The following is a 23,438-nucleotide window of genomic DNA, read 5'->3' as shown; positions in this document are numbered from 1 at the left end:
GATTGGCAGATTATCGGAAGCCGCCAGCCCGCCCGGAGACCGACGCTGGCGTGCATGCGAACGAACGAGCGGTGGGCGCTCTCCGCCGGGCACGCGTGCGTCGACCTGTACCAGGGGATCGTGCCGGTGCTGGTGCCGTTCCTGGTCGCCGAGCGGCACTACGGCTATCTGGGCGTGTCCGGGGTCGTGCTGGCCGCCTCGCTGCTGTCGTCGGTGGTGCAGCCGTTGTTCGGGGTGCTGACCGACCGGTGGGCGATGCGGTGGCTGGTGCCGGTGAGCACGCTGGCGGCCGGGAGCGGCGTCGCGCTGGTCGGGGTGGCCGGGTCGTACCCGATGACGCTGGCGGCGGTCGCGCTGACCGGGTTCGGGGTGGCGGCCTACCACCCGGAGGCGGCGCGGCTGGCGCGCGTGGTGACCGGCGGCGATCCGGTGGGGATGAGCTGGTTCTCGCTGGGCGGGAACGTGGGGTTCGCGCTCGCGCCGCTCCTGGTGACCCCGGTGCTGGCGGTGGGCGGGCTGGCGGCGGCGCCGCTGCTGGCCGTCCCGGCGCTGGTCGGCGCGCTGGTCACGGTGCCGCTGCTGGGACGGCGCGCGGGCGGCGCGGCGCGCGGCGAGGCCCGGGGGCGGGACGACTGGCCCGCGTTCGGGACGCTGTCGGCGGTCGTCGTGCTGCGGTCGATCGCGTACGTGGGGCTCGGCTCGTTCCTCGGGCTGTTCGTGCAGCAACGCGTCCAGCCCGGCGAGACGGCCGGGGGCGTCGCGCTGTTCGCGCTGTTCGCCGGGGGCGCGGTCGGCACGGTGCTCGGCGGGCGGCTGGCCCGGCGCTGGGGGCGGGTCACGACGGTGCGGCGGGCCTACGCGGTCGCGGTGCCCGCGCTCGGCGGCGTGGCGCTGGTGCCGGGACCGGCGCTGTACGGGGTGGTGGCCGTGGCGGCGGTCGCGCTGTACGTTCCGTTCTCGCTGCACATCACGCTCGGGCAGGACTACCTGCCGAGGCGGGTCGGCACCGCCGGCGGGGTGACGCTCGGGCTGGCGGTGAGCGTCGGCGGGGTCTTCACCCCCGCGCTGGGCGCGCTGGCCGACGCGACGTCGCTGCACGCGGCGGTCGCCACGCTGGCCGCCTTCCCCGCGCTGGCCTGGCTGCTGGCCCGGCGGCTGCGCGAGCCCGCGCTCACGTCAGCATCGTGACCAGCGCGACCAGCCCCACCACCACGATCACGCCGCGCAGCGCCAGCGGCGGGATGCGGCGGCCGACCTTCGCGCCCAGCAGCCCGCCGATGGTGGAGCCGACCGCGATCAGCAGCACCGCCGTCCAGTCGATGCGGGTGCCCGCGAAGATCTGCATGCCGATGAACAGCACGGCGGCCGAGCCGTTGACGACCGCCGACAGCACGTTCTTGGCGGCGTTGATCCGCTGGAGGTCGTCGTCCAGCGCGATGCCCAGCAGCGCGATCAGCACGATCCCCTGCGCCGCGCCGAAGTACCCGCCGTACACGCCCGCCGCGAGCACGCCCGCCCACAGCCACGGCCCGCCGTGCGGGCGGTGGTGCTCGCGGCGATCCAGCACCCACTTCTGCACGCGCGGCTGCACCACGACCAGGACCAGCGCGATCACGATCAGCGCCGGGACGATGAACTGGAACGCCCGGTCGGGCAGCCCCAGCAGCAGCGCCGCGCCGGCCAGCGCGCCGGTCAGCGAGGCGGTGCCGAGCCGCAGCAGCCGGTCGCGCTGCCCCTTCAGCTCGGCGCGGTAGCCGTACGCGCCGGTCACCGAGCCGGGGACGAGCCCGATGTTGTTGGAGACGTTGGCGACGACCGGCGGGAACCCGAGTGCCACCATCGTCGGGAACGTGATCAGCGAGCCGGAGCCCACGATGGTGTTGATGCCGCCCGCGGCGATCCCGGCCGCGAAGATCGCGGCCGTTTCCAGCAAGTCCACGTTCCCGCCCACCCAAGAGTCCTGAGGTTCCCTGCGACCCCCCGATGTTAGGGAAGTCCCGGAACATCACGACAGGCGGGTCCGAATTGCCCGAATCGTGAGATGGCCGGGCGCGGCCGGAACCGGGTGGGCGGTCAGGGGTTGTAGGGGCGGAAGTCGTCGTCCTCGCGGGGGAACCCGCCGTCGTCGGCCGGGCGGGGCGGCGGCCTGCGTTCCGGACGGTCGGCCGGGACCGGGTCGGGCGCGGAGAACAGGCCGCCCAGGCTCTCCAGCGCCCTGCTCATCTCGCTGGGCACCACCCAGACCGTGTTGGACTCGCCCCGCGCCAGCTCCGGGAGGGTCTGGAGGTACTGGTAGGCCAGCAGCCGCTGGTCGGGCCTGCCCTCGTGGATGGCCTTGAAGACCGTCGCGATCGCCTGCGCCTGGCCCCGGGCCCGGGACGCCTGCGCCTTCGCGTCGGCCTCGGCCGCCAGCACCGCCGCCTCGGCCTGGCCGCGCGCCTTCAGGACCGCCGAGGTGCGCTCGCCCTCGGCGGTGAGGATCGCCGACTGCTTCTGGCCCTCGGCCGCCAGGATCGACGCGCGCTTGTCGCGGTCGGCGCGCATCTGCTTCTCCATCGCCTCCTTGATGGAGTCCGGCGGGTCCACCGCCTTCAGCTCCACCCGGTTGACGCGCACGCCCCAGCGGCCGGTCTCGTTGTCCAGCACGCCCCGCAGCTCGGTGTTGATCTCCTCGCGGGAGGTGAGGGTGCGCTCCAAGTCCATGCCGCCGATGATGTTGCGCAGCGTCGTCACCGTGAGCTGCTCGATCGCGGTGAGGAAGTCGGCGACCTCGTAGGTGGCGGCCTTCGGGTCGGTGACCTGGTAGTAGATCACCGTGTCGATGCCGACCACCAGGTTCTCGGCGGTGATGACCGGCTGCGGCGGGAACGGCACCACCTGCTCGCGCAGGTCCACGCGGCTGCGGACGCGGTCGACGAACGGCACCGTGACCGCCAGCCCGGCGTTCAGGGTGCGGTGGTAGCGCCCCAGGCGCTCGACGATGTCGGCGGTGGCCTGCGGGACGATGCGCACCGACCGGTAGAGCGCGAACCCGGCCACCGCGACCAGCAGGAGCGACACGACCAGGGGGGAGGTCACCCCTGGATGGTAAGTCGCCCTTCCCCTCCCGAACAGGGTCCCTTCCCCCGGCGGCCCCTACCGGACGGTGCGGGCGTACCAGCGGCCGTTCTGCCGGTCCACGCCCAGCGGCACCCCGAACGCGGCCGTCAGGTGCTCGGTGGTGAAGACCTCGTCCACCTTGCCCTGCGCGACCAGCTCGCCCCGGCGCAGCAGCAGCGCGTGGGTGAAGCCCTCGGGGACCTCCTCGACATGGTGGGTCACCATGACGATCGTCGGCGCGGCCGGGTCGGCCGCCAGCCGGCCCAGCCGGTCCACCAGGTCCTCGCGGGCGCCGAGGTCGAGCCCGGCGGCGGGCTCGTCGAGCAGCAGCAGCTCGGGGTCGGGCATCAGGGCGCGGGCGATCTGGACGCGCTTGCGCTCGCCCTCCGACAGGGTGGAGAACGAGCGGCGGATCAGGTCGGAGCAGCCCAGGGCCTCCAGCAGCGCGACCGCGCGGGACACGTCGGTGGTGTCGTACTCCTCCTGCCAGCGGCCGAGGATCGCGTACGAGCCGGTCAGCACCAGGTCGATGACCGTCTCACCGGCCGGGACCTTCTCGGCGACGGCGGAGCTGGCGAACCCGATGCGGGGCCGCAGCTCGAACACGTCGGTGCGGCCGAGCTCCTCCTCCAGGATCTCGACACTGCCGGAGCTGGGGTGCAGCATCGCCGCGGCGACCTGCAGCAGCGTCGTCTTCCCCGCGCCGTTCGGGCCGACGATCACCCAACGTTCGCCCTCGTTCACCGTCCACGTGACGTCGCGCAGCAGGGTGGCCCCCTCGCGCTTGACCCCTACCCCGCGGAGCTGCAGTACCTCGCCGGCCATCGCGCGCCTTTGTCCCCTTATCCAACGTTTCCCGGGTGATCCGTCTCCGGATAAGAACCTATGCGATTCCGAAGACTTATGGTGGTCTGCATGGACGACGCGCGCGACGCGGCGACCGCGCTGGTCGCCTGGGGCAACGCCTGGCTCACCGGCAACGCCGGACTCGACGCGGCGGTGGACTTCCTGGAGGAGGGGTCCGGGCCGCAGGTGCTGGGCGGTGACCCGGCCGAGGTGACCCTCCGGCGGGGCCTCGGCGACCTGCGGATCGGCGGGCTGTCGGCGTTCCGGCTGGCGCTGCCGGTGCCGGGCGACCCGCTCGGGCTGACCGGGCCTCCGGAGTTCAACCGGGCGGCGCTGGAGGCGGGCGCGGCGGTGGTGCTGGCGCTGCCGACCCGCGCGATCGGGCTGGTGCCGGTGGAGGACCGGCGCGGCTCGTCCTACACGGGCGTGCGGTGGGTGATGCACGACGCCTCGGCGGCCCAGCCGGACGTCCCGACGCTGGCCGAGGCCGACCGGTCGCTGGCGCTCGCCATGCGCGACGCGACCGAGGCGCTGCTGGCGGTCGACGACGTGGCGGGCATCCCGCCGGAGATCGCCGACGAGCTGATCGACCTGCGCGACCCGAACCGGGACGACCACCCGCTCGCGCCCGGCTACCCCCAGCGCGCGCACCGCGTGGCGGCGCTGGCCGGGCGGCTGGCGGTGGTGGTGGACCTGGCGCGGCGGATGGACGCGCGCGGGCTGGACGCCGGGCAGGTGCGGCGGCGCGACGAGGCGTTGCGGTCGCTGGACGCGGCGGTGCGCCGGGCGCTGGTGGCGGCCTGCAACAGCGCGTTCGACCCCGTCCCCTAGCAGGGCCCCGGAAAAGGCGCAGGGCGCCCCCGCGCGATGCGGGAGCGCCCTGGACGGCGTCGTGCCTCAGGCGCGGACGACGATGGTGTTGCAGATCTTGTCGGCGAAGGTCTGCTTGCGCTCGTCCCACAGCGGCCAGAAGTAGCCGATGTAGCAGACGGCGCCGTCGGCGAAGTGCGCGAGCTTGCGCAGGAACGCCATGCCGAACCCGATCGGCTGACCGGTCTGGGCGCTGACCAGGCGGATGCCCATCTGGCGCTTGCCGATGGACTGGCCGGTGGTGCCCTCCTGGTAGCAGATCCACAGACCGCCCGCGGTGGAGATCAGGCCGCCGACCATGATGAGCAGCAGGCCGAGGCCGGCGCCGCCGCCGTCGCCGGTGCCGATCAGCATCAGGGACAGGATGTAGAGCAGGAAGACCGGACCCGCGAAGATCAGGTAGTCGATGATGTAGCCGCCGGCGCGCGAGCCCCACTCGGCGAGCTGGCCGCCCGAGCCGTAGTGGTGGTGGTGCACCTCGACGGCGGGCTGGCCGTAACCGGGCTGCGCGCCGTACCCGGGCTGGGCGGGCGGCTGACCGTAACCCGGCTGCGCCGGGGGCGGCGGAGGGGTCTGGTTGTAGCCGGGCTGCGCCGGAGGCTGGCCGTAACCGGGCTGCGCGCCGTACCCGGGCTGGGCGGGCGGCTGACCGTAACCCGGCTGCGCCGGGGGCTGGCCGTAGCCCGGCTGGGCCGGGGGCTGACCGTAGCCCGGCTGCGCGGGCTGCTGTCCGTAGCCCGGCTGCTGGCCGTAGGGGTCGTAGGGGTTACCCACACTTGCTCCTTATTGGTGTTGACCCTTTGGTTCCTGTGACGCCCGCCGGACCCGGAAGGCTCCGCGAAAGTCTGGCCGACGACGGACGGCGGCTCAGATGCGCAGGAGGCCCAGCCGGGCGAGCTGCCACAGCTCCGACCCCACGAGGGCGAGGCCGAGCACCCAGGCGCGGGTCCTCGGCGACAGCGCCCACCACCGGTCCCTCGCCAGCGGCGCCACGGCGATGCCGACCGCGCCGACGAGGGCCACCGGGTTCGCCAGCAGGGCGTGGACCGGACGGCCCGAGCCCAGCTCGATGAACACGGTGGTACCTCCGCAGAGGGGGCAGGGGATCCCGGTGACCGCCCGGAGGGGGCAGAGCACGCCGGGGTCGTGCGCACGGTGGATCCAGGCCACGCCGACGGCCGCGACGGCCATCGTCGTGACACGCAGCACCACCCCCATGGGGCCGTGCCGCATGAGGGTGAGAACCCTGTCGGCCGCGACGCCGATCGCACCCTTCGGTGCACCGGCGACCGTGGTCGCAGGTGTGCCCCCCAAAAGAATCCTCCGCCTCCTGACTTGCGTCCGAGTGACCCGTATACCGGGTGCACTCCAAGGCGGGTCAAGTCCGACCAACAAGCCGCAACGCGACCGTTACCCACCGTATGACCTGGCCCACCTCATGGGCCACGGTAGGACATACCGACCACTGGGGCATGTCGTTTTGCCCAGAGTTCGCCGGACTGTGATATTCGCCCCTTGCCGTCCCGGGAGAACGTAGCGATCGGGACCGGACCGGGAGGCGCGGGAACGGAACGCCCGGCCGGCGGGGCCGGCCGCCGCGCGGCGTCAGGACTGCTGCGCGGCGGCGCCCACGACCAGCGGGACCTCGGGCTCGGTGAGGTGCTCGGCCTCGACGACGTCGGCGATGACGGCGGTGATGTTGTCCGGGCCGCCCTTGTCGCGGGCGAGCTGGATCAGCCGCTGCGCCGCGCGGGCCGGGTCCGCCTCCGCCGTCAGCGTCTCGTAGATGGTCTGCGGGTCCACCGGGCCGCTCAGCCCGTCGGAGCACAGCAGATACCGGTCGCCGAGCCGCGCCTCGCGCAGCCGCAGGTCCGGCTCGCGGTCCTCGCGGCCGTCCAGCACCCGGTACAGCACGTGCGACAGCCGCGAGGTCTCGGCCGGATCGGTGGTGCCGCCCTGCTGCTCGGCCTCGGCCTTCAGCAGCTCGTCCATCGTGTGGTCCTGGGTGATCTGGAACAGCTCGCCGTCGCGCAGCAGGTAGCCGCGCGAGTCGCCGATGTGCGCCAGCGCCACCGAACGCCCGTCCCACAGCATCGCGGTCAGGGTGGTGCCCATCCGGCTGAGGTCGGGCCGCTCCTCCCGGACGATGCGCAACTTCTCGTTGGCCTCGGCCACCGCGCGGCCGAGCGCCCCGACAAGATCGTCAATGGGGGCGTCGGTGTCCAGCGAGCGCAGCGAGCCGATGACGGTGGAGGAGGCGACCTCGCCGCCCGCGTACCCGCCCATCCCGTCGGCGACCGCGATCAACCGTGCACCGGCGTAGCCCGAGTCCTCGTTGTTCTCTCGGCTGCATCCGATGTCGCTGCCTGCTGCGTACCTGATTGCTACGTTCATACCGATTTCGATGACGATCCTGTCAGAGGAGTTGATGTCTCAGTCGCCGGCGAGTCCGTGGCGGACGGCGTACAGCGCCGCCTGCGTCCGATCCTGTACTCCGAGTTTCATGAGCAGATTACTGACGTGCGTCTTGACCGTCTTCTCGGAGACCACGAGCGTCCGGGCGATCTCCCGGTTGGACCTGCCCCGTGCGATGTGCACGAGCACCTCCCGTTCCCGTTCGGTCAGCGCGGCCGGGCCGCGGTCGTCGTCCCGTTCGCGCGCGTCGGCCGCCGCGCCGGCCGTCCCGGCACGCATCATCGCCTCGGCGGCGTCGGGTGCGAACAGGACGTGCCCGTCATGGACCGCCTTGATCGCCTGAACGAGCGCCCGCGGATCGACATCCTTGTAGAGATACCCAGCGGCACCCGCCCGTACAGCAGGCAGCACGTGCCGCCGTTCCGTGACGCTCGTCAGGACCAGCACCCGTGCCGGGACCCCGCGTGCCCGCAGCTCCGCCAGCGCGGCGACACCGTCGGCGCCCGGCATCTTGAGATCCATCAGCACGATATCGGGCCGCAGCGACTCGGCCAGCGTCACGGCCGACACGCCGTCCTCCGCCTCGCCGACCACCTCGATGTCGTCCTGCACGCCGAGGAACGTCCGCAGCCCCTGCCGCACCACCGGATGGTCGTCGGCGATCAGCACCCTGATCGGCTCGCTCATCGGGGCACCTCCAGCCGGACGGTCGTGCCCGCCGCCGGGGCGGAGTCGATGGTGAGGACGCCGCCGACGGAACGCGCGCGCTCGCGCATCGAGGCCAGGCCGAGCCCGTTCTGCTGGTCGCCCCGGGAGAAGCCGGTGCCGTCGTCGGAGACCTCCAGCACGGCCCTGCCGTCCACGACGCCCAGATGGACGTCGACGGTCCGCGCCCCGGCGTGTCGCAGCGCGTTGAACAGCGCCTCCTGCGCGACGCGGAACGCCACCGCCTCCGCGTCCTCCGCCAGGTCGACCGGCTCGGCGCAGACGAAGCGGACACGGGTGTCGTAGGCGCGGTCCAGCACCTCCACGTGCTTGCGCAGCGATGCGGTCAGGCCGTCGGCCAGGTCGGCGGGGCGCAGCTCGAAGATGACGGCGCGCAGCTCGGCGAGGGCCTCGGCGGCGAGCCGTTCCACCTGGGCCAGCTCGGCGACGGTGCGCGCGGGGTCGCGGGGGGCCAGGGCGGCGGCGGCCTGGGCGGTGAGGCGCAGGGAGAACAGCTTCTGGGCGACGGCGTCGTGGAGCTCGCGGGCGAGGCGGCCGCGTTCGGCGACGACGGTGAGCTCGCGGTTGCGCTCGTAGAGGCGGGCGTTGGTGATGGCGATGGCGGCGTGCGCGGCGAACAGGGTCAGCAGTTCCTGGTCGGCCTCGGTGAAGCCGCGGGGGTTCCGGTTGGCGAGGAACAGGATGCCGAGGACGTTCTCCCCGTCGCGGATCGGGACGCCGAGGAAGTCCTTCAGCACCGGGTGCGCCTGCGGCCAGCCCTCGAACTCGGGCTCGCGGCGGATGTCGGCCAGGCGCATGGGCCGCCCGTCGCGCAGCATCGCCGCGAGCATCCCGTGCTGGCGCGGCATCGGCCCGATCGCCTCCCACTCGGCGTCCGAGACGCCCTCCACGACGAACTCGGCGAACGAGCCCTGCTCGTCGGGGACCCCGAGCGCCGCGTACCGCGCGTCGAGCAGCCGGGCGGCGGCGCGGACGATCACCTGGAGGACCTCGTGCACCGACAGGTGCCGCGTCACCGCGAGCACGGCGGAGGAGACGGCGTGCAGCGCCGCGTTCGCGCCGTCGGCCACCACGGGCTCCGCCACCCTGGGCGGATCCCCGCAGGTCACTCGCTCCGTGCCCATCCCGGTCCATCCGGCCTTTCGTCCCACCGGCGAGCGCATCCGGCACTCACCTGTGAAGACCGTACTCTCTGGCCGTCCCCGCACGAATCAGCCCGCCCGTTTAGCTTTCCCGGCGCGGCGTCACCCGTGGGGCCGGGGGCCGTATCCGGCCATCTCGCCCTGGGGTGTTACCGCCTGGATGGGGGCTTTGGAACGGTCATGAGATCCAGTGGGGTAGGTGAGCGATTTTCCGGCTTCTGACACCGGCGCGCCCTCCCTCGACCGACACGGCGCGTGACCACCCTGCCCAAAGATCGACTTCGGAGGACACGCAGCTCATCGGCGCGGACCATCGATCGCTTGCGCGACCAGGATCTCTCTTTTCCGGTCGATGCGCCACATTTTCTGGCAATCCCGTGACGCTATGTCAGGGCGGCTCCCGGGGGCCGGAGGGCCTAGGTCCATCGGACGACCCCGGCGGACCCGCGCGGCCGATCCCCGCGAACGCCGCGTTCCCTAGGTTCGAGGCATGGCGGAGCGAAGGACGGCACTCATCACCGGAGCCTCCCGGGGGCTCGGCCGGGCGTTGGCCCGCGAGCTGGCCCGGGACGGCTGGAACCTGATCATCAACGCGCGCGACCCGGACGCCCTGGCCGCCGTCGCCGGAGAGCTCGGCCACGCGACCCCGGTGGCCGGGGACGTCACCGACCCCGGCCACCGGGCCGCGCTCGTCCGGGCCGTCCGGGAGCGGGGCGGACCGGACCTGCTGGTCAACAATGCCGGGACGCTCGGCACCACGCCGCTGCCCCGGCTCGCCGACCAGCCGCTGGACGACCTCGCGGCCGCGTTCGGCGTCAACGTGCTCGCCCCGCTCGCGCTGGTCCAGGCGCTCCTGCCCGACCTGCGGGAACGCCGCGGCGCGATCCTCAACATCTCCTCCGACGCCGCCGTGGAGGGCTACCGGACCTGGGGCGGCTACGGGATGACCAAGGCGGCGCTGGAGCAGCTGTCGAACGTGCTGGCCGCCGAGGAACCCGGCCTGCGGGTCTGGTGGGTCGACCCCGGCGAGATGCGCACCGACATGCTGCGGGCCGCCGGGGAGGACGCCGACGCCGCGCCGCCCCCCGAGGAATCGGCCGCGGCCCTGCGCCGCCTGATCACCGACCGTCCCCCCAGCGGCCGCTACCGGGCCGCCGACCTGGCAGGTGCGCGATGACCACCACCCTCGGACCCCCCGACTCCGCCGCGGCCGCCCCCGAGCCTCCCCGGGGCGGAGTGCTGGCGGGAAGGTTCCGCGCGCCCACGATCGGCATCGTGATGCTGGTGACGCTGCTGGCGTTCGAGGCCATGGCGGTCGGCACCGCCATGCCGGTCGTCGCCCGCGACCTGAACGGCCTGGCGCTGTACGCCTGGGGCTTCTCCGCGACGCTAATCGCCAGCCTGCTCGCCATCGTGCTGTCGGGCGGCTGGGTGGACCGTTCCGGACCGGCCCGGCCCCTGCTGGCGGGCCTGGTGACGTTCGTGGCGGGACTGCTGGCCTCGGGCCTGGCCCCGACGATGTGGCTGTTCGTGGCGGGCCGGGCCGTGCAGGGCGTCGGCAGCGGCCTGTCGATGGTCGCGCTCTACGTGGTGATCGCGCGGGTGTACCCCGAGACGCTGCGGCCCCGCGTGTTCGCGGCGCTGTCGGCGGCGTGGGTGCTGCCGTCGCTGATCGGCCCGGCGGTCGGCGGCGCCATCGCCGAGCACGCGGGCTGGCGCTGGGTGTTCCTCGGGCTGATCCCGCTGGTCGTCCCGGCGGCGGCGCTGCTGGTCCCGGCCATGCGCGACCTGCGGCCCGCCGGACGGGCCGCCCCGACGAGCCCGGTGCGCTACCTGGCGGCCGTCATGCTGGCCGCCGGCGCGGGCGCGCTGCTGTACGTGCTGGACCACCCCACCTGGGTGCTGGTCCCGGTCGCGGCCGTCGCCGTGGCGGGCCTGGCGTTCGGGCTGACCCGGCTGCTGCCCGCCGGAACGGCGCGGCTGGGCCGCGGCCTGCCCAGCATCGTCGCGACGCGCGGGATGCTGTCGGGCGCGTTCTTCGGCATGGACGTGTTCATCCCGCTCGCCCTGACCAAGCTGCACCACTTCTCCCCCACCCAGGCGGGGGTCACGCTGACCGTCGGCGCGCTCGGCTGGTCGGTCGCCTCGCAGATCCAGGGCCGGTCCCGGCGCTCCCGCGCGTTCTTCGTGCGGCTCGGCGCGGTGCTGGTCACCGCCGGGATCGTCGGCGTGACGCTCGCGCTCCAGGTGAACGGCTGGGCCGCCGCGCCCGCCTGGACCCTCGGCGGCGCGGGCATGGGCTTCGCCATCTCCAGCCTCTCGGTGCTGACGCTCGGCCAGTCCGCCGAGGAGGAGCAGGGCGCCAACTCCTCCGCCCTGCAGATCAGCGACACCCTCGGCTCGTCCCTGGTCGTCGGCGTCGCCGGAGCCCTGGTCACCGGGCTGGGCACCGACCGGCTGGAACTCGGCCTGGTCGTCGCCGGAGCCCTGTTCGCGGCCATCGCCGCACTCGGAATCGTCGCGGCCCTCCGCCTGGAGACCCGCCCCTGACAGGAGACCCGATGTCATGAACGTGCTCCTCGACTTCGAACTGCCCGCCTCCCTGGAGGCCCGCGAGCCTCCCGAGGCCCGGGGCCGCGCCCGCGACGGCGTGCGGCTGCTGGTCGGCCGCCGGGCGGACGGGCAGGTGAGCCACCACGGGTTCGGTGACCTGCCGGACCTGCTGTCGCCCGGTGACCTGCTCGTGGTGAACACCTCCGCGACGCTGCCCGCCGCGGTCCGCCTCGACCGGATCGCCGTCCACTTCTCCACCCCGCTGCCCGGCGGCGACGACCGGACCTGGCTGGTGGAGCTGCGGCGGCGGGCCGGCAAGGGCAGCGAGCCCTACCGGGGCGGTTCCCCCGGCGAGTGGATCCCGATGCCGGGCGGGGCGACGCTGACGCTGGCCGCCCGGCACACCGGACGGCTGTGGCGGGCGCGGCTGAGCACCGACGTCGTCCCGTACCTGCGGCGGCACGGCGTTCCCATCCGGTACGGGTACGTGCGGCGGGACTGGCCGACCGCGGCGTACCAGACGGTGTTCGCGTCCGACCGGTCCACCGGCGGCGCCGAGATGCCGAGCGCGGGACGGCCGTTCACGCCCGAGCTGGTCACGCGGCTGGTGTCCCGGGGAGTGCTGGTCACGCCCGTCACGCTGCACACCGGCGTCGCCTCGCCCGAGGCGCACGAGCCTCCCTACCCCGAGCGCTACGAGGTGCCCGAGGCCACGGCCGCGCTGGTCGGGCACGTGCGGGACCGCGGCGGACGCGTGATCGCGGTCGGGACCACCGTCGTGCGGGCGCTGGAGACGGCGTTCGACGGCGAACGCGTGCGGGCCTCGCGCGGCTGGACCGAGCACGTCGTCACCCCCGAGCACGGCGTCCACACCGTGGACGGGCTGCTCACCGGCCTGCACGAGCCGAGGTCGTCGCACCTGATGATGCTGTCGGCGATCGCCGGATCGGACCTGCTCTCCGACGTGTACGCGGCGGCGCTCGCCGAGGGCTACCTCTGGCACGAGTTCGGGGACCTGAACCTGCTCCTGCCGTGAGGGCGTCCCGGATGGTGGACGTCACACACGCCGCCGCCGCCGGACCGGTACCGTGGTGAGCAGCATGGACGGCTCACCACAGCGCACGCTGCTCATCACGCTCACCGGCCGCGACCGCCCCGGAGTGACGTCGCGTCTGTTCACCACGCTGGCCGAGTTCCCGCTGACCGTCGTCGACGTCGAGCAGGTCGTCATCCGCGGCCGCCTCGTCCTCGGCGTCCTGGTCGCCTACGACGGCGGCGCCGACATCGGGCAGGTGTGGCAGGCCGCCGAACGCGTCGCCACCGACCTCGACATGGAGGTCGAGCTGTCCACCGGCCGCGACAAGTCGGTGCCGCGCCGCCGGGGACGCCTGCACGTCACCGTGCTCGGCGCGCCGCTGAGGCCCGCCGCCATGGCCGGGATCGCGGGCCGGATCGCCGCCAACGGCGCCAACATCGACCGCATCGAGCGCCTCGCGCACTACCCCGTCACCTGCATCGAGATGGACGTGTCGGGCGCCGACCCCGAGGGGCTGCGGGCCGCGCTCGCCGTGGAGGCCGCCGAGCGGCAGGTGGACGTGGCCGTCCAGCCGGGCGGGCTGCACCGCCGCGCCAAGCGCCTGATCGTGATGGACGTCGACTCGACCCTGATCCAGGGCGAGGTCATCGAGCTGCTCGCCGAGCACGCCGGGTGCCTGGACGAGGTCGCCAAGGTCACCGAGGCCGCCATGCGCGGCGAGCTCGACTTCGAGGGGTCGCTGCGCGAGCGCGTCGCCCTGCTGGCCGGGCTCGACGCCGCCGCGATCGACGACGTCCGCCGGAAGGTGCGCCTGGCGTCCGGGGCGCGCACGATGGTGCGGACGCTCAAGCGGCTGGACTACAAGTTCGCGATCGTCAGCGGCGGGTTCACGCAGGTCACCGACGCGCTGGTGGAGGACCTGGGGATCGACTACTCGGCCGCCAACACGCTGGAGATCGCGAACGGCAAGCTCACCGGCCGCGTCGTCGGGCCCGTGATCGACCGCGCCGGGAAGGCCACCGCGCTGGAGCGGTTCGCCCGCGAGGCGGGCATCCCGGTCAACCAGACCGTCGCGATTGGCGACGGCGCCAACGACCTGGACATGCTCCAGGCCGCCGGGCTCGGCATCGCCTACAACGCCAAGCCCGTCGTCCGGCAGGCCGCCGACACCGCCGTGAACGTCCCCTACCTCGACACGATCCTGTTCCTGCTGGGGATCTCCCGGGAGGACATCGAGGCGGCCGACGCCGCCGACCCGGGCACGCCCGCCGACTGATGCCGCCCGCGCCCCGATGTGATCGTTCCGGCTGATCGCGGGGTAAGGGGGGAGACGTGGCGTTCGAGGGGTTCCGGGAGAGTCTGGCCCGGATCGAGGGGCGGGCCGCCCCGTTCTACGGGCTGGCCGCCGCGCTCGCGATGGCCGTCCCGCTGCTGGCCGGGGCCGCCACCGGACACGCCGCCCAGGGGGCGATGATCGCGCTGGGGGCGTACCTGGTGGCGCTGCGCGCCCCCGAGGGCCCCTACGGGCACCGCGCCCGCAACCTGGCCAGCGCCGTGCTCGTCGTCGCCGCCGGGGCGACGGTCGGCGGGCACCTGGCCGGGCACACCTGGCTGGCGGTGCTGGTGGTGCCGCCGATCGTGGCGCTCGGCAGCATGATCACTTGGATCGGTCCCACGGCGGCGCTGGCGGTGCTGCTGACGGCCGTCCGGCCGCCCACCCACGACGTCGTCTACAACGGCTTCCTGGAGCTGTTCGGCGGGCTGCTGGCCAGTCTGCTGCTGCTCGCGCCGTGGCCCGCGCGGCGGCTGCGGCCCCTGCGGGCGGCGCTGGCGGAGGCGGCCGACGCCGTCGCCGAGGCCCTGGACGCGGTCGCCCAGGAGATCGGGACGTCCGACACCTCCGCGCTGGACGCCGTGGACATCACCGACCCCGACCTGGCGGCGGTGGCCCGCGTGCCGGTCTGGGAGGAACGGCGGCGCGCCGCGTCGCGGGCGATCGGGGCGGCCCGCACCACCGTGGGCTTCTACCGCGCGGGCCGCAACCGGGAGGAGCCGTCCCGCCCCGAACGCCTCATCGACGCCCTGGCGCGGGTCATGCACGAGACGGTGGCGCTGCGGACGCTGGTCGAGGCGGCGGGCCGCCGCCCGCCGGACCGCGAGTGGGAGATGGAGGCGCGGGTCGCCGTGGCCGCGCTCGCCGCCCGCGTCCGGCTGCTGGCCGGGGCGGTCGCCCGCCCCGGCGACGCGCCGCTGGGCTCGATGGAGTCGATGGCGGTGCGGCGGCTGGCCCGCCAGTCCGAGAAGATCCGCCGCGCCGGGCTGGCCGGGGACGAGGACCTGGTGGCGGCCGCGCTGATCGGGCAGGTCCGGCGGTCCATCGACCGGATCGCGGGCTCGGTGGACGCGGCCCGCCGGATCGTCGCGGGCGGCGTCCGCATCGGCGTCGGCCCGCCCCGCCGGCTGCCCGCCCCGCACCCGGTGTCGGCGTGGGACCGGATGGGACGGGCGGTGCGGACCCGTTCCCCCGGCTTCCGGCAGGTCACGCGGGTGGGGCTGACGGTCGCGGTGGCGATGGCGCTGGCCGCCGCGCTGAGGCTGCCGCACGGCCACTGGATGTCGCTGACGGTGATGATGTGCCTGCGCGGCACCTACGGCGAGACCGTGACGCGCCTGACGCAGCGGATCGTCGGCACGGCCGTGGGGTCGATCGTCGCCGCGGTGCTGCTGGCGCTGGCCCCGAACCAGACGACGGCCACGTTGATCCTGTTCGGCTTCGCCCTGCTGGGCTTCACGATGCGGCCGGTGAACTTCGCCTACTGGGCGCTGTTCGGCACTCCGCTCGCGATGATGCTGCTGGACTTCTCGACGCCCTCGGACTGGACGGCGGCCGGGGAGCGGATCGCCCTGACGCTGGCGGGCGGCGCGCTGGCGTTCCTGGCGGTCCGCCTCCTGTGGCCGACGGGCCACGCCGAGCGCCTGCCCGTCCAGCTCGGCAGGATGCTGACGGCCCACGCGGACCTGGCGCGTTCGGCGGCCGAGGTCGTGGAGGGCGAACGCGAGACCCTGCCCCACGACCGGCTGGTCGCCGCCGAGCAGGCGGCCGAGACGGTGTCGGAGACCCGCACCCGCCTGGCCGACGAACGCGTCCCCGACACCGAGCGGATCTCCCGCCTGCGGTCGACGGTGGCCGCCGCCCACCGCGTCCGCGACCACCTGATCGCGGTGGGCCGGATGGCGCGCGAGCAGTCGGTCGACGCGGGCCCGATCCCGGAGATCCTGGACCGCATCGCCGACCGCCTGGAGGAGGCGGCCGACGAGATCGAGGAGTCCGGGGACCTGAGGGGCGCCCCCGAGGCCCCGACCCCGGCCGAACGCCTGGACGAGGAGTTCGCCGACCTGGACGACCACCTGTCCTCGCTGGCCAAGCGCCGCCGCGCGGAGGTGGCGGCGGGCGTGGGCACCGACGAGTTCACGCCGCTGCGCCACGCGCTGCTCCAGGTCTCGGGAACGCGCTACGCGGTCCGCGCCCTGCGCCGCGACACCGAAGAAATGATCGATACCGCCACCCGCTCCCCCCGGGCCCCCGCGGGCCGGTGACCCGACGAGGTCAGGCGGACTTGGGGGTGCGGTAGGTCTTCAGGGTTCCCGCGCCCTGGCGGAGGCCCGTCCACGGGGCCGGGAGGTCGATGACCGCCAGGGCGCAGGTCGGGAACTCCTGCGGGGCCTCGGCCGTGAGGTCGTGGACCACCTGGTGCATGGACGGGTTGTGGCCCACCACCAGCAGCGTCCCCACCGCGTCGTCGGCCTGGCGGGCCAGGTCCAGGACGACGTCCGGGTCGTTGTCGTAGAGGGTCGGCTCGTACGACACGGGGGTCTTCAGGTCCAGCAGCGCGAACGTCTCGCGGGTGCGGGCCGCCGTCGAGACCAGGGCGCGGTCGGGGACCAGGTCGTGGGCGCGCAGCCAGTCGCCGGTCGCGGCCGCGTCGCGGCGGCCCCGGTCGGCCAGGGTGCGGTCGGAGTCGGGCAGCCCGAGGCCCGTGACGGCCTTGGCGTGGCGCAGCACGATGAGCGTCGGCATGCCCGCCACCCTAGCCAGAACCGGTCAGGGCCTGTTTCGAAGTGGACCCCGCCACGCACGCGAGCGCGTGACCTGGTGAGGTGCGAGCCCCCGGGCGAGCGCCGTGGGCCGGGGCTTTGGAACACGGTCTAGTTCTTGGGGGACGCCGCGTACCCCAGGAGCATCAGCGCCACGAAGATGGCGATCATCGCGATCAGGATGATCGCGAAGCCCTTGGCCCCGGACACCGTCTTCTTCTCTCCGGTCATCGTCGCTTTCCCCCACAGGTCTGTACGCGGGCGTGGAGACATCCGCACCTCGTACAGCGTACGACCGGTGCCCCGAGGTCGGGACACCGGTCGTGGGTGAACTCAGCGGGTCTCGGGCGGGGCCTCCCGTTCGGGCTTGGCGGTGCGGCCGTTCTCCGCCGGGAGCGGCTCCTCGGGCGCCGCGCCCGGGGTCGCGTCCGGCGCGCCGACGGCGGCGGGCGCGGGCGCGCCCTCGGCGGCCGGGGTGGAGCCGCCGATCGGGTCGGCGCGGCGCTTGGACACCACGATGGCCGCGACCACCACGGCGACCGCGGCGACCGCGACGGCCACGCGCAGCCACAGGTTGCCCGCGTAGGTCACCACGGCGTCGGCGATCAGCAGTGCGACCAGGTTCATCACCTTGATCAGCGGGTTGATCGCGGGTCCGGCGGTGTCCTTGAACGGGTCGCCGACCGTGTCCCCGATCACTGTGGCGGAGTGCGCCTCGCTGCCCTTGCCGCCGAGCTGCCCCTCCTCGACGAGCTTCTTGGCGTTGTCCCAGGCGCCGCCGGAGTTGGCGAGGAACACCGCCATCAGCACCCCGGCCGCGATCGCGCCGCCCAGGAACGCCCCCAGCGGCGCGTACCCGAGCGCGAACCCGACCGCCAGCGGCGTCATGATCGCCAGGAGCCCGGGGGTGGCCAGCTCGCGCTGCGCGTCGCGGGTGCAGATGTCCACCACGCGCGAGTAGTCGGGCTGCTGGCTGTAGTCCATGATCCCGGGCTTGCTGCGGAACTGCTCGCGCACCTCCACCACGACCCGGCCCGCCGCCCGGCCGACCGCCATGATCGCCAGGCCGGAGAACAGGAACACCACCGACGCGCCGACGATCAGGCCGATCAGCACGTTCGGGTTGTCGATCGACAGGCTGAAGTTCCCGAACGTCCCGAGGGCGTCCCTGGCCTCCTGGTCGGCGTTCTGCAGCGCGCTCACCACCGTCGTCCGGAACGACCCGAACAGCGCGGTCGCCGCCAGCACCGCCGTGGCGATCGCGATGCCCTTGGTGATCGCCTTGGTGGTGTTGCCGACCGCGTCGAGGCGTTCCAGCACGGCGGCGGCCTCGCCCTGCACGTCGCCGGACATCTCGGCGATGCCCTGCGCGTTGTCCGACACCGGGCCGAAGGTGTCCATCGACACGATCACGCCGACGGTGGTGAGCAGCCCGGTCCCGGCCATCGCGACCGCGAACAGCGCGACCGTGGTGTTCCCGAAGCCCAGCAGGAACGCCCCGTACACCGCACCGGCGATCACCAGCGCCGTGTAGACCGCCGACTCCAGGCCGAGCGAGATGCCCGACAGGATGACGGTGGCGGGGCCGGTGCGGGCGCTGCCGGTGACCTCCTTGACGGGCTTGCGGCTGGTCTCGGTGAAGTAGCCGGTGAGCAGCTGGATCGCGCTGGCCAGCACGATGCCGATCAGCACCGCGCCGAACGCCACCCAGCGCGGGTCGGCGTCCAGGTCGCGGATCGCCGGGTCGGTGACTCCGGTGAGCCGGGCGAACGACGACGGCAGGTACAGCAGCGCCGCGACCGCGACGAGCACGGCGGAGATGAGCGCCGACAGGAAGAAGCCCCGGTTGATCGCCGACATGCCGGAGCGGTCCTTGGCGCGCGGCGCGACCGCGAAGATCCCGATCACCGCCGTGATCACACCGATCATCGGGACGATCAGCGGGAACACCAGGCCCTCGGTTCCGAACGCCGCGGTGCCCAGGATCAGCGCGGCGACCAGCATCACCGCGTAGGACTCGAACAGGTCGGCGGCCATCCCGGCGCAGTCGCCGACGTTGTCGCCGACGTTGTCGGCGATGGTGGCGGGGTTGCGCGGGTCGTCCTCGGGGATGCCCTTCTCGATCTTGCCGACGAGGTCGGCGCCGACGTCGGCGGCCTTGGTGAAGATGCCGCCGCCGACCCGCATGAACATCGCCAGCAGCGCCGCTCCGAAGCCGAAGCCCTCCAGCACCTTCGGCGCGTCGCCCTGGTAGGCCAGCACCACCACCGCGGCCCCGAACAGGCCCAGGCCCACGGTGAACATCCCGGCCACGCCGCCGGTGCGGAACGCGATCCGCATCGCCTTGCGCTCGCCGTCCTGCTCGCGCGCGGCGGCGGCGACGCGCACGTTCCCGCGCACCGCCAGCCACATGCCGGTGAACCCGGTGACCGCCGAGAACGCCGCTCCGACGACGAAGAACACCGACCGGCCGATCCGTTCCCCCATGGAGTCGGCGGGCAGCAGCAACAGCACCAGCGGGATCAGCACCACGAAGATCGCGACGGTGCGGAACTGGCGTTTCAGGTAGGCGAGCGCGCCGTCCTGCACCGCGCGCGCGATGTTCTGCATCTTCTCGGTGCCCTGACCGGCGGCCAGTACCTCGCGGACCAGGGCGGCGGCGACGGCGAGCGCCAGCAGGGCGACCACCGCGACGATGACGACCAGGGTCAGGTCGCCGCCACCGAGATCCACTTGCGCGCCGGCCGGGCTCGACAGGGGAAGCCCAGACATCCGTCCTCCTCAAGGGAGCGTGGCGATGGAATCGCCCCTAGGGACGATCTTTATCGAGTACCCCGCGGGTGACGGGTTGGAACACTTCCCACGGTGAACACGAACACCGGGCGCCAGCGCAGACCCTTGGACGACAGGAAGAACGCGCCTCACTGAACGAAAACGACGCCGAAGCGCAACAAAGGCGGGCTTGAGTTTTGACAAAGACATGTTCTCTGTCCGCGTTTCAGCAGCTCATCACGTGTCTCTTGAACCAGCGGCACCAGTGGCCGTTTTCTGCCACGCCCGCCCCACGCGCCACATCCGGTCCTACAGAAAAGCCGAAGTGGAACTGTCCGGAAAAGCCCCGACTCCCGCGACCGGAAAACGATCTTATATTGCCACATACGGGCCACCGGCGACGCCGTTCCCGGAAAGGGAACACTCCCCCGCGGTCAGCCGTGGGCGAGCAGCCCGTCGTAGGCGGTCGAGTTCCTGCGGCCCGCCATGAACGCCACGAACTCCCGCACGAACGCGCTGCGCGAGTACCGGCCGCCGGTGTCCGGGTCGACCAGCTCGCGGGCGAACGCGGAACGGAACAGCGTGCGGTGCTCCTCGGCGCTGATCGTCCCGTCCCCGTCGGCGTCGGCGGCCTCGAACAGCGTCTCGGCGACCCTGATCAGCGCGGGCCCGGCCAGGGACCCGGCGGACGCGGCGTACTCCTGCCGGGTGACGCGCCCGTCGCCGTCGGCGTCCAGGACGGCCACCAGTTCGCGCCACCAGGCCGCGAACGCCTCGTACAGCCGTTCCTCGCCGTCCGCGTCCAGGTCGAGCCGGGTGGCGATCTCCCGTGCCATGGCGGCGAGGTCGGGCCATTCCAGGTACCCGTCACCGGTCTGGTCCAGCACCTCGGCGAAGAAGCGGTCGGCCGGACGCTGTGCGGTCCCGTCCGCGCCGCCGTCGTCGGGAGCGGGCGTGAGCAGCCGGAACAGTGCCCCGGCGCGGCCCGCCCGACGGCGCAGCGCCGCCAACGCGTCGGCGCCGGGTCCGGTGGCCTGGTCGGGGTCCAGCAGGCTCATGACCGTCTCGGTCCGCGTCCACGCCTCCGGCAGCAGCCGCGTCGCCACACCGGTGCCGACGTGGACGCCCCGCGTCAGCGTCTGTGCGCCCGGCAGGTCGCCCACGCCCATCTGCCGCCGGAACGCCTCGGGCAGCGACGCCGCGACGACCGCCGCCGCCACCGGCCCGGCCACGGCCCGGCCGACCGCCCACACGGCGGGCCGCCCGCGCAGCAGCGGCGGCGGGGGCACGTGCGCGAACAGCCGGAACAGGATGATCCGCAACGCCTCGTTGTTCTCCAGGCCCCGTTCCAGCACCTCGTTGTAGTAGGGCCAGAACTCGCGCACCGTGGGCGGGAGGTGATCGGAGTACCGGCCCTCCAGCAGCGCCAGGAACGCCCGGAACTCGGCGTACAGCCGCTCCATGGTGGGTCCGTCGAGGGACTCGCCGCTCATCCGGCACATCGTGACCGTCGAGTCGAACAGCGTCGCCACCACCCAGGCGCGCGCCTCGGGGTCCAGCCCGCTGTACGGGCGATCCCGCTCGTCGGTGCCGGCGAGGCGCCCGTGGAGCCGGTTGAGCCGGGCCACCTCCCGGTCGCGGACGGCGGGGTCGCCGCTGAGAACGCGTCGCGTGCTGACCAGCGTGTTGCGCAGCCGCCGCCACGGGTGCGCCACGAACGTGGAGTTCTCCAGCAGCGCGGCGCCGATCTGGGGGTGGGCGGCCTCCAGGGCCGTCGCCCGCATCACCGCCAGGCCCCAGCGGGCGTCGTCGCAGAAGCCGTACAGCAACGAGTCCGGCCCGAGCAGGGTCGCGGGGTCGGGCGCGCCGGGGGCGGGCGTGGTCGGCATGGTGTCGCTCATCGCGTTCTCTCTTCCGTCGTGGCCGGTGCCGGGACCGCGCCGAACCGGCGCTCGCGCCGCCGGTAGGCGTCCAGGCATTCCCAGAAATGTCCGGCCCGGAAGTCGGGCCACAGCACCCTGGGGAACATCCATTCGGCGTACGCCACCTGCCAGAGCAGGAAGTTGGAGATCCGCTGCTCTCCGGAGGTGCGGATGACCAGGTCCACGTCCGGCATGTCCGGGTGGGGCAGGTGGCGCGCGAAGCTCTCCTCGGTGACCTGTTCGGCGGGCACCCCGTCGCGGATGAGCGCCCGCGCGGCCGCCACGATGTCGCGGCGTCCCCCGTGGTCGAACGCGACCGTCAACGTCAGCCGCCGGTTGTCGCGGGTCAGCTCCATGAGGTCGGCGATGTCACGGGCGAGCGGCGGCGGGACCCTGGGGTCGGCGGCGCCCAGGAACCGGCACCGTACGCCCCGGGCGTGCAGCGTCAACGCGTGCTTGCGGACGGTCCGCCGCACCAGCCGCATGAGGAAGTCCACCTCGGTCGCGGGGCGGCGCCAGTTCTCGGTGGAGAAGGCGTACAGGCTCAGCCACTCGACCCCGGCGGCGTGCGCGGCCTCGATGGTGTCGATCACCGCGGCCTCGGCCGCCGCGTGTCCCGCCGTCCGGGGCAGCGCCCGCCGCGCGGCCCACCGGCCGTTCCCGTCCATCACGCACGCCACATGGCGCGGTGGTCCCGTCATCCACCGACCTCCTCACCCGCGCCGCACGTCCGCCGGCAGGACGACATGCGACACCTTCGTCACTGTAAGCGACGAAGCGTGTGGAGGGGGTGAACTTCAGGAATTCGTGGCCAGGCGGGAAGCCCGCCGCCGTCCGGCCCGAACGTGACGAAGGCCCCGCACGGGAGTGCGGGGCCTTCATCGGCGTCTCGGGCGTCCTCAGGTGGTGGGAGCCGCCTCGACCGGCCAGCTCATGCGGATCTGGACGCCTTTGGGGGTGGTGGAAATGTCCACGTCGTCGGCCAGTCCCGCGATCACGGCCAGACCGAGGTCGGCCGCGCCGTCGCCCAACGCGAACTCCAGATCGTCCGGTCCGGTCACCTTGGGCAGGTCAGCAGGGGTGGTGGGCCTTCCGGTCCCGGAGGAGTCGTCGCCGGGAACCGAGTCGTTCACGATGACCTCGAACCGCCGTTCGGCGGCGGTCATCTCCATCCGCACCGGCTCATCGGGGCAGTGCAGACGGTGCGCCTCCACGGCCCGCGAACACGCCTCGCCGACCGCCAGCCGCACCTCGTCCAGCAGGTCCTCGTCGATGCCACTGCGCCGGGCGACGGCGGTGACGATCAGACGGGCCGTGCGGACGTGGACGGGCAGCGCACTGAATGAGAGCTCAACGGTCGCCATCTCAGCGGTGGCCGCCTACTTGGCGCCCTTGCGCTTCTCCTCGGCATCGGCGATCGAGTCGTGGATGCCGAAGACCTTGGTCAGGCCCGTGATGCGGAAGATCTTCAGAATGCGCTCCTGGGTGCAGACCAGCTCCAGCGAGCCGTCGTGGGCGCGGACCCGCTTGAGCCCGCCGACCAGGACGCCCAGTCCCGTCGAGTCCAGGAACTCCACCTTCTCCATGTCCACCAGCAGGTGGAACTTGCCCTTGTTGACCAGATCGATGAGCTTCTCGCGAAGCTTCGGCGCCGTGTAGACGTCGATCTCGCCTTCCACCGTGATGACGGTCAGGCCGTCGTCGGTGGTGTAGTCGTTCACCTTCAGGTCCACAGGTCCTCCAGCGCCGTACAGCACATCCGATTTCCGACGCCCGGACATCCGGGTCGGACGGCCGGGGCGACGGAACTCCGTCGAAATTCAACCACGCTCCGGCCGTGTGCAGGCAGGTTATCGCCCGACTGGGCGAAACTTCGCGCCATCCCGTCTGACCTGCTGATCTGCCGGTCGTGGCAGGGGGAACGGGACCACCGGCGCCGGGGCGTTCCCGTAGTTTTGCCCA

At 73.3% G+C, this 23,438-nt stretch carries 21 protein-coding genes; 7 read left to right on the top strand and 14 right to left on the bottom strand.

From position 1 onward, the window contains the following. Nucleotides 1–54: 54 nt before the first annotated feature. Nucleotides 55–1,188 (top strand): MFS transporter, encoded by a 1,134-nt coding sequence (locus HNR61_RS11360; RefSeq protein WP_182843039.1) that lies wholly within the window; start codon nucleotides 55–57, stop codon nucleotides 1,186–1,188. Here HNR61_RS11360 and HNR61_RS11355 read toward each other — a convergent pair. From HNR61_RS11355 to HNR61_RS11345, 3 genes are all read right to left on the bottom strand, one after another. Continuing rightward, a complete protein-coding gene (locus HNR61_RS11355) occupies nucleotides 1,172–1,939 on the bottom strand; it encodes a sulfite exporter TauE/SafE family protein (protein WP_182843038.1) in 768 nt (255 codons plus the stop codon). The two genes, HNR61_RS11360 and HNR61_RS11355, sit on opposite strands and share 17 nt — an antisense overlap. A gap of 134 nt (nucleotides 1,940–2,073) precedes the next feature. Beyond that, entirely contained in the window at nucleotides 2,074–3,078 is a 1,005-nt protein-coding gene (locus HNR61_RS11350; RefSeq protein WP_182843037.1) for an SPFH domain-containing protein, read from the bottom strand. A 57-nt stretch (nucleotides 3,079–3,135) separates the two neighbouring features. Further along, on the bottom strand, nucleotides 3,136–3,924 hold the full coding sequence (locus HNR61_RS11345; protein ID WP_067814044.1) for an ABC transporter ATP-binding protein: 789 nt from the start codon (nucleotides 3,922–3,924) through the stop codon (nucleotides 3,136–3,138). 90 nt (nucleotides 3,925–4,014) lie between these two features. On the opposite strand from HNR61_RS11345, the gene HNR61_RS11340 reads away from it, so the two are divergent. Next, nucleotides 4,015–4,776 (top strand): Rv1486c family protein, encoded by a 762-nt coding sequence (locus tag HNR61_RS11340; protein ID WP_182843036.1) that lies wholly within the window; start codon nucleotides 4,015–4,017, stop codon nucleotides 4,774–4,776. Between the two features lie 66 nt (nucleotides 4,777–4,842). Here the strand turns inward: HNR61_RS11340 and HNR61_RS49885 are convergent, their stop codons facing one another. From HNR61_RS49885 to HNR61_RS11315, 5 genes are all read right to left on the bottom strand, one after another. After that, nucleotides 4,843–5,589, bottom strand: a complete 747-nt coding sequence (locus HNR61_RS49885; RefSeq protein ID WP_182843035.1) for an RDD family protein — start codon at nucleotides 5,587–5,589, stop codon at nucleotides 4,843–4,845. 93 nt (nucleotides 5,590–5,682) lie between these two features. Beyond that, nucleotides 5,683–6,048, bottom strand: a complete 366-nt coding sequence (locus HNR61_RS11330) for a DUF2752 domain-containing protein (RefSeq protein ID WP_157419743.1) — start codon at nucleotides 6,046–6,048, stop codon at nucleotides 5,683–5,685. A gap of 372 nt (nucleotides 6,049–6,420) precedes the next feature. Then, nucleotides 6,421–7,209, bottom strand: a complete 789-nt coding sequence (locus tag HNR61_RS11325) for a PP2C family protein-serine/threonine phosphatase (protein ID WP_083999236.1) — start codon at nucleotides 7,207–7,209, stop codon at nucleotides 6,421–6,423. A 39-nt stretch (nucleotides 7,210–7,248) separates the two neighbouring features. Beyond that, nucleotides 7,249–7,917, bottom strand: a complete 669-nt coding sequence (locus HNR61_RS11320) for a response regulator (RefSeq protein WP_182843034.1) — start codon at nucleotides 7,915–7,917, stop codon at nucleotides 7,249–7,251. Continuing rightward, nucleotides 7,914–9,041 carry a GAF domain-containing sensor histidine kinase gene (locus HNR61_RS11315; protein ID WP_312897847.1) on the bottom strand — a complete coding sequence of 376 codons (1,128 nt, stop codon included), beginning with the start codon at nucleotides 9,039–9,041 and terminating at the stop codon, nucleotides 7,914–7,916. Before HNR61_RS11315 ends, HNR61_RS11320 begins: the two co-directional genes overlap by 4 nt. Nucleotides 9,042–9,588: 547 nt before the next feature. Here HNR61_RS11315 and HNR61_RS11310 point away from each other — a divergent pair. The 5 genes from HNR61_RS11310 to HNR61_RS49880 all read left to right on the top strand — a co-directional run bounded on the left by HNR61_RS11310 (nucleotide 9,589) and on the right by HNR61_RS49880 (nucleotide 16,284). After that, nucleotides 9,589–10,275, top strand: coding sequence for an SDR family NAD(P)-dependent oxidoreductase (locus HNR61_RS11310; RefSeq protein WP_182843032.1), 687 nt, complete (start codon nucleotides 9,589–9,591; stop codon nucleotides 10,273–10,275). After that, a complete protein-coding gene (locus HNR61_RS11305) occupies nucleotides 10,272–11,648 on the top strand; it encodes an MFS transporter (RefSeq protein WP_182843031.1) in 1,377 nt (458 codons plus the stop codon). The genes HNR61_RS11310 and HNR61_RS11305 overlap by 4 nt, the downstream gene beginning before the upstream one ends. 16 nt (nucleotides 11,649–11,664) lie before the next feature. After that, nucleotides 11,665–12,687 (top strand): S-adenosylmethionine:tRNA ribosyltransferase-isomerase, encoded by a 1,023-nt coding sequence (locus tag HNR61_RS11300; protein WP_182843030.1) that lies wholly within the window; start codon nucleotides 11,665–11,667, stop codon nucleotides 12,685–12,687. Nucleotides 12,688–12,751: 64 nt separating this feature from the next. Beyond that, the gene (serB, locus tag HNR61_RS11295; RefSeq protein WP_182843029.1) at nucleotides 12,752–13,963 is read left to right on the top strand and encodes a phosphoserine phosphatase SerB; all 1,212 of its coding nucleotides are present in this window, start codon (nucleotides 12,752–12,754) and stop codon (nucleotides 13,961–13,963) included. A gap of 56 nt (nucleotides 13,964–14,019) precedes the next feature. After that, the gene (locus tag HNR61_RS49880; protein ID WP_182843028.1) at nucleotides 14,020–16,284 is read left to right on the top strand and encodes an FUSC family protein; all 2,265 of its coding nucleotides are present in this window, start codon (nucleotides 14,020–14,022) and stop codon (nucleotides 16,282–16,284) included. A gap of 10 nt (nucleotides 16,285–16,294) precedes the next feature. Here HNR61_RS49880 and HNR61_RS11285 read toward each other — a convergent pair whose 3' ends face one another. From HNR61_RS11285 to HNR61_RS11260, 6 genes are all read right to left on the bottom strand, one after another. After that, nucleotides 16,295–16,765, bottom strand: a complete 471-nt coding sequence (locus HNR61_RS11285; RefSeq protein WP_182843027.1) for a SixA phosphatase family protein — start codon at nucleotides 16,763–16,765, stop codon at nucleotides 16,295–16,297. Nucleotides 16,766–17,115: 350 nt separating this feature from the next. Next, nucleotides 17,116–19,554 (bottom strand): sodium-translocating pyrophosphatase, encoded by a 2,439-nt coding sequence (locus HNR61_RS11280; protein WP_182843026.1) that lies wholly within the window; start codon nucleotides 19,552–19,554, stop codon nucleotides 17,116–17,118. Between the two features lie 434 nt (nucleotides 19,555–19,988). After that, nucleotides 19,989–21,455, bottom strand: coding sequence for an oxygenase MpaB family protein (locus HNR61_RS11275; RefSeq protein WP_246442421.1), 1,467 nt, complete (start codon nucleotides 21,453–21,455; stop codon nucleotides 19,989–19,991). Then, nucleotides 21,452–22,177 carry a polyprenyl diphosphate synthase gene (uppS, locus tag HNR61_RS11270; RefSeq protein ID WP_182843025.1) on the bottom strand — a complete coding sequence of 242 codons (726 nt, stop codon included), beginning with the start codon at nucleotides 22,175–22,177 and terminating at the stop codon, nucleotides 21,452–21,454. Before uppS ends, HNR61_RS11275 begins: the two co-directional genes overlap by 4 nt. Nucleotides 22,178–22,375: 198 nt before the next feature. Then, nucleotides 22,376–22,840 (bottom strand): ATP-binding protein, encoded by a 465-nt coding sequence (locus HNR61_RS11265; RefSeq protein ID WP_067814072.1) that lies wholly within the window; start codon nucleotides 22,838–22,840, stop codon nucleotides 22,376–22,378. Nucleotides 22,841–22,855: 15 nt separating this feature from the next. Further along, nucleotides 22,856–23,209 (bottom strand): STAS domain-containing protein, encoded by a 354-nt coding sequence (locus tag HNR61_RS11260; RefSeq protein WP_067483866.1) that lies wholly within the window; start codon nucleotides 23,207–23,209, stop codon nucleotides 22,856–22,858. Nucleotides 23,210–23,438: the final 229 nt, after the last annotated feature.

The organism is Actinomadura kijaniata (assembly GCF_014138665.1).
Classification (GTDB): domain Bacteria; phylum Actinomycetota; class Actinomycetes; order Streptosporangiales; family Streptosporangiaceae; genus Spirillospora; species Spirillospora kijaniata.
This window is presented reverse-complemented; position numbering and strand designations above follow the sequence as displayed.

Excerpts from the sequence above, each read along its gene's own strand:
- HNR61_RS11360 (WP_182843039.1), top strand. The coding sequence starts at position 55 with ATGCGAACGAACGAGCGGTGGGCGCTCTCCGCCGGGCACGCGTGCGTC.
- HNR61_RS11345 (WP_067814044.1), bottom strand. The coding sequence starts at position 3,924 with ATGGCCGGCGAGGTACTGCAGCTCCGCGGGGTAGGGGTCAAGCGCGAG.
- HNR61_RS11340 (WP_182843036.1), top strand. The coding sequence starts at position 4,015 with ATGGACGACGCGCGCGACGCGGCGACCGCGCTGGTCGCCTGGGGCAAC.
- HNR61_RS11330 (WP_157419743.1), bottom strand. The coding sequence starts at position 6,048 with ATGCGGCACGGCCCCATGGGGGTGGTGCTGCGTGTCACGACGATGGCC.
- HNR61_RS11325 (WP_083999236.1), bottom strand. The coding sequence starts at position 7,209 with ATGAACGTAGCAATCAGGTACGCAGCAGGCAGCGACATCGGATGCAGC.
- HNR61_RS11320 (WP_182843034.1), bottom strand. The coding sequence starts at position 7,917 with ATGAGCGAGCCGATCAGGGTGCTGATCGCCGACGACCATCCGGTGGTG.
- HNR61_RS11310 (WP_182843032.1), top strand. The coding sequence starts at position 9,589 with ATGGCGGAGCGAAGGACGGCACTCATCACCGGAGCCTCCCGGGGGCTC.
- HNR61_RS11305 (WP_182843031.1), top strand. The coding sequence starts at position 10,272 with ATGACCACCACCCTCGGACCCCCCGACTCCGCCGCGGCCGCCCCCGAG.
- HNR61_RS11300 (WP_182843030.1), top strand. The coding sequence starts at position 11,665 with ATGAACGTGCTCCTCGACTTCGAACTGCCCGCCTCCCTGGAGGCCCGC.
- serB (WP_182843029.1), top strand. The coding sequence starts at position 12,752 with ATGGACGGCTCACCACAGCGCACGCTGCTCATCACGCTCACCGGCCGC.
- HNR61_RS11285 (WP_182843027.1), bottom strand. The coding sequence starts at position 16,765 with ATGCCGACGCTCATCGTGCTGCGCCACGCCAAGGCCGTCACGGGCCTC.
- HNR61_RS11280 (WP_182843026.1), bottom strand. The coding sequence starts at position 19,554 with ATGTCTGGGCTTCCCCTGTCGAGCCCGGCCGGCGCGCAAGTGGATCTC.
- HNR61_RS11275 (WP_246442421.1), bottom strand. The coding sequence starts at position 21,455 with ATGAGCGACACCATGCCGACCACGCCCGCCCCCGGCGCGCCCGACCCC.
- uppS (WP_182843025.1), bottom strand. The coding sequence starts at position 22,177 with ATGACGGGACCACCGCGCCATGTGGCGTGCGTGATGGACGGGAACGGC.
- HNR61_RS11265 (WP_067814072.1), bottom strand. The coding sequence starts at position 22,840 with ATGGCGACCGTTGAGCTCTCATTCAGTGCGCTGCCCGTCCACGTCCGC.